This window comes from Acidovorax sp. KPB24-07 (assembly GCF_057543315.1).
In genome coordinates, this window is record NZ_BAAJYS010000262.1 from 1 (window position 1) to 4,849 (window position 4,849).

The 4,849-nt window shown below is 70.1% G+C and carries 4 protein-coding genes and 1 pseudogene; all 5 read left to right on the forward strand.

Annotated features, from left to right (window positions below):
• Positions 1 to 377: pseudogene (locus AC27IQ_RS18845) on the forward strand (DNA repair protein RecO); the annotation flags it as partial.
• Positions 374 to 1,153 (forward strand): pyridoxine 5'-phosphate synthase, encoded by a 780-nt coding sequence (locus AC27IQ_RS18850; RefSeq protein WP_487090384.1) that lies wholly within the window; start codon positions 374 to 376, stop codon positions 1,151 to 1,153. The pseudogene AC27IQ_RS18845 and the gene AC27IQ_RS18850, both read left to right, overlap by 4 nt.
• A gap of 57 nt (positions 1,154 to 1,210) precedes the next feature.
• A complete protein-coding gene (acpS, locus tag AC27IQ_RS18855) occupies positions 1,211 to 1,603 on the forward strand; it encodes a holo-ACP synthase (RefSeq protein WP_284407044.1) in 393 nt (130 codons plus the stop codon).
• A 60-nt stretch (positions 1,604 to 1,663) separates the two neighbouring features.
• Positions 1,664 to 2,827 carry a beta-N-acetylhexosaminidase gene (gene nagZ, locus AC27IQ_RS18860; protein ID WP_487090385.1) on the forward strand — a complete coding sequence of 388 codons (1,164 nt, stop codon included), beginning with the start codon at positions 1,664 to 1,666 and terminating at the stop codon, positions 2,825 to 2,827.
• A 315-nt stretch (positions 2,828 to 3,142) separates the two neighbouring features.
• A partial coding sequence (locus AC27IQ_RS18865) for a DUF3300 domain-containing protein (RefSeq protein WP_487090386.1) occupies positions 3,143 to 4,849 on the forward strand: 1,707 nt, incomplete at its 3' end.

Here is a 4,849-nt window from a genome sequence, read left to right on the forward strand (position 1 = left end):
CTCGAACCCGTGCTGCGCAGCTTCGAACTGCTGCTGCTGCGCGAGATCGGGCTGCTGCCCAGCCTGGGGGCCGAAACCGGTCACGCTGGCGCCCTTGCAGCCACCCACCCGGTACACGCTGGTGCCCCGAGGCCGGGCTGCGCGCCGCGACGGCCACCGACCGGGCCACGCTGGCCGGCGCGCAATGGCTGGCGCTGCAGCGCGCGCTGGAGGCGGGCGAGGGCGCCAGCTACACCGCCACGCTGCGCGTGATCGCCCAGGCCGGCACGCCGATGGCGGCCGAACTCAAACCCCAGTTGCGCACGCTGCTGCAATACCATTGCGGCAGCCCGGTGCTGCGCACGCGCCAGCTCATGATGGACCTGCAATCGCTATGACCCTTTCCTCCGCCGCTCCCGCCCGCACCGCCCTGTCGGTCAATGTCAACAAGGTGGCCCTGGTGCGCAACACGCGCCACCTGGGCATTCCCAGCGTCACGCGCGCTTCGCTGCTGTGCCTGCAGGCGGGCGCCCAGGGCATCACGGTGCATCCGCGGCCGGACGAGCGCCACATCCGGGCTGGCGACGTGCACGACCTGGCCGCGCTGATGAAGGACTGGCCGGACCGCGAATTCAACATCGAGGGCAACCCGTCGCAGAACCTCATGGATTTCATCCGCGAGGTGCGGCCGCAGCAGGCCACCTTCGTGCCCGACAGCGAAGACCAGTTCACCAGCGACCACGGCTGGAGCTTTCCGCAGGATGCCGAGCGGCTGGCGCCGCTGATCGCCGAATGCCGCCGACTGGGCGTGCGCGTGAGCCTGTTCATGGACCCGCTGCCCGCCCAGATGGCCGCCGCCCGCGCCGTGGGCGCCGACCGCGTGGAGCTGTACACCGAGCCCTATGCCGCCGCCTGGGGCACCGGAGGCCAGGCCGCCGAACTGGAGCGCTACCGCGCGGCGGCCCAGGCCGCCCTGGATGCCGGCCTGGGCGTGAACGCCGGGCACGACCTGAACCGCGACAACCTGGCCGCCTTCGTGCAGGGCGTGCCCGGATTGTTGGAGGTGTCCATCGGCCACGCGCTCATCGCCGACGCGCTGGAATTGGGCTATGCCGCCACGGTGCAGGCCTACCAGCGCTGCATCGAAGAGGGCATGGCTGCCAAATGCTCCTGATTTGATAGCAATATGCCGGCGATTTTCATGCCTTGGAGGCAGATTGGACCCTGAAACATGATCTACGGCATCGGCACCGATATCTGCGACATCCGCCGCATCCGCGCCAGCCTGGAGCGCCACGGCGACCGCTTCGCCGAGAAGGTGCTGGCCGAGGGCGAGCTGTCCACCTGGCGCGAGCGTGGCGCGCGCTGGCCCGAACGCGGCGTGCGCTACCTCGCCACCCGGTTCTCGGCCAAGGAGGCTTTCAGCAAGGCCATCGGCATGGGGATGCGCATGCCCATGACCTGGCGGCACTGCGAGGTGGCCAAGCTGCCCAGCGGGCAGCCGGTGATCGTGCTGCACGGCGCGCTCAAGGAATGGTTCGAGGCCCAGGGCCTGCAGTGCCACCTGAGCGTGACCGACGAATCCGACTACGCGGCGAGCTTTTGCGTGGTCGAAAAGAAATAAGGTCCCACCGCAATGCGGTATTGCCTGGATTGCTATTAAAAAGTGAGTGAACCCCTGGCCATGACTTTCGAACACGCCCCCCTCATCCTCGACGTTGCCGGCACCGAACTCACCGCGGCGGACCGCCGCCGCCTGGCCCACCCGCTCACGGGCGGCGTGATCCTGTTCACGCGCAACTGGCAGGATCGCGCCCAGTTGCTGGCGCTCACCAGCGCCATCAAGGCCGTGCGGGACGATCTGCTGATCTGCGTGGACCACGAAGGCGGCCGCGTGCAGCGCTTTCGCAGCGATGGCTTCACCCAGCTGCCGCCCATGCGGGCGTTCGGCGAGCTGTGGATGCAGGGCGACGGCCGGGGCGCCAAGGCCGTGCCCGGCAGCGGCGCGCTGCGCGCCACCAATGCGGCGACCGCCGCCGGCTACGTGCTGGGCAGCGAGCTGCGGTCGTGCGGCGTGGACTTCAGCTTCACGCCGGTGCTGGACCTCGACTGGTCCGATGAGGCGCCCCGAGGCAACGCGGGACGCGTGCAGCGGCCCGGCGCTTCCCGCAGCAGCGTGATCGGCGACCGGGCCTTCCACCGCGATCCGCGCGTGGTGGCCCTGCTGGCCAAGAGCCTCATGCACGGTCTGCTGCAGGCGGGCATGGCCAATTGCGGCAAGCACTTTCCGGGGCATGGCTTCGTTCGCGCCGATTCGCACACGGACATTCCCGTGGACCCGCGCAGCCTGAAAGCCCTGCTGGCTGACGACGCGGCGCCGTACCCCTGGCTGTCGAGCACGCTCACCAGCGTGATGCCTGCCCACGTGATCTATCCCAAGGTGGACAGCCGGCCGGCGGGTTTTTCGCGGCGCTGGCTGCAGGACATCCTGCGCCAGCAACTGCGTTTCGACGGGGCGGTCTTCAGCGACGACCTGAGCATGGAAGGCGCGCGCCGCATCGAGGGCCAGACGGTGAGCTACACCGATGCGGCCGTGGCGGCGCTCGATGCGGGCTGCGACCTGGTGCTGCTGTGCAACCAGAGCCTCGTGGGCGAGGGCGACCGCCAAGGCGAAGCGCTGGACGAACTGCTGGCGGGATTGCAGCAGGCCCGTGACGATGGCCGCTGGCATGCCAGCCCCGACAGCGAATCCCGCCGCGTGGCGCTGCTGCCGGAGACGCTGCCGCAGCCGTGGGACGAACTGATGCTGCAGCCCGCCTACCTGCAGGCGCTCGAACTGTTGCCGTGAGCGGGGCGGCTTTCTCGGCGCATTGGTAACCAATCGTTGTTCGGCCTATCGCTGCGTCCGGTGGCTGGCTGGTGCCTTCAAAGGGAAAAGTCGCCTCCCGCACTGCCATTAACCGCGAAAAACGCTGCTTCCAGCCTTCGCAGTGACTGGCACCGGGGCGAGGGCCGACAGCGCGCGACGAACATTGGCCTACAACTGGCGGTCAACGCGAGGCATAACGTGCCGTTCTGAAGAGACCATCTGCCGACGAAGTGCCGACGCACGCCGGACCGGGTTTTCGCATCGGCCCACGGTGGATGGTTCAGGAGAAAAACCATGGCGCCCCTTGCAGACCCCCGTGCTTCCCAAACCCACGCCGCCTTGCCGCTCCAACCGGCGGCGACCGCACCCACATCCCTCCGCACTGCGGGCCTGCAGCGCGCATCGCGCGGCATGGCGCTGTCGCTCATCGCCGTTTGCGCCCTGACCGCCTGCAATCGCCAGAACGCTTCTCCGAGGGTGCCGCCGCCCGCGCCATCCGCCGCGGCAGCGCCCGTGGCTGCGCCGGAGGCCGCGCCCGTGGCCGTCCGCTACACGCCTCCCAGCGCGGATGCGCTCTACCAGATGGTTGCTCCCATCGCGCTGTATCCGGACAAGCTGGTGGCGCAGGTGCTGGCCGGTGCGACCTACCCCGACCAAGTCACGGCCGCGGAAACCTGGCTGGGGCAAAACCCGTCGCTGAAGGCTGCCGCGCTGACGGATGCGGTGGACCAGCAACCGTGGGACCCGAGCATCAAGTCGCTGACCGCCTTCCCGAACGTGCTGGAGCAGATGGCCTCCAACCTGCCCTGGACGGTGGCGCTGGGCAAGGCCTACTACAACGACCCGACGGACGTGATGAACGCCATCCAGGTCATGCGCTCGCGCGCCAGCAAGGCGGGCACGCTCAAAAGCTCGCCGCACCTGCGCGTGGCCACCGTCACGGCCGCGCAGCCGAGCCCACCGCCACCGGCGGACCTGCAGCAACCCGTGGCCGTCTATAGCGGGCCCACGGTGGTGGTGCCGCCGCCCACCTACATCTCCATCGAACCGGCCGACGTCCAGGCGGTGTACGTGCCGCGCTATGACCCGCAGGTGGTCTATGGCACGCCGGTGCCGCTGTACTCGAGCTATCGCTGGGCCGCGCCCGCCCCGGTCTATTCGTCAGGGGTGGCCGTGGGGCCCGACCCCGTGGCCGTGGGCGCGCTGGCCTTCGGCGCCGGCGTGCTGGTGGGCGCGGTCGCATCGCACCACCACCATTGGGGCTGGGATGCCTGGGGCGTCAACTGGGGTCGGCCACCGGAGCGCGCGGCCTGGGCCCAGGGCGCGCCCTTGCCACCGCCGCCGGTGGTGCGTCCCGCCGTGGTGTACCGGGGCAACACCTACATCTCGCAGTCCCGCACGGTGGTGGAGAACATCCACAACCGCGTCACCGTGAACAACATCTACGAGCGTGCGCCGGACGGCGGCCGTCCTGCGGCCGTGGCGGCCGCGATGCCGGCAGCGCCGGCCGCTCCGATGCCGGCCATGAATCCGATGGCATCGCGTGTCCCGCCAGACCGCGACCACCATGCCATGGCGCAGGCGGCCATGCTGCCGCACGCTCCGGGCCAGGACCGGCATCTTGTGCCGCCAGGCCAGTCTGCCGTGGTGCCATCGCCGCAGGTTCAGGCCATGGTGCCTCCGCAGCGACCCCAGGGGGCGCGTGAATTCCAGAACGCCGGGCGCGCGGAGGAGCGGGTGCATGCCCCGCGGGCAGCGCTGCCCAGCGTTCCTGGCCAACCCCCAATGCAGGCCCATGCTGCTGCAGACCCGCGGGCAGTGCCCGGGGCAGCACAGCCGCACCGCGAGGTGGCGTTGCCGTCCAACAGGCCGGAAGGGATGGCGCCGCACGCGCTGACCGCACCAGGGGCGGTGCCGGGCGCTTCGAGCCGGGAGCCCCATCGGGAGAATCCGCGCGTACAGATGGGGGCCGGCCCCGGCGCACAGGCACAGGCACAGGCA

What these genes read in the sequence shown, in the direction of transcription:
- AC27IQ_RS18850 (WP_487090384.1), top strand. Translation starts at nt 374, where the DNA reads ATGACCCTTTCCTCCGCCGCTCCCGCCCGCACCGCCCTGTCGGTCAAT.
- acpS (WP_284407044.1), top strand. Translation starts at nt 1,211, where the DNA reads ATGATCTACGGCATCGGCACCGATATCTGCGACATCCGCCGCATCCGC.
- nagZ (WP_487090385.1), top strand. Translation starts at nt 1,664, where the DNA reads ATGACTTTCGAACACGCCCCCCTCATCCTCGACGTTGCCGGCACCGAA.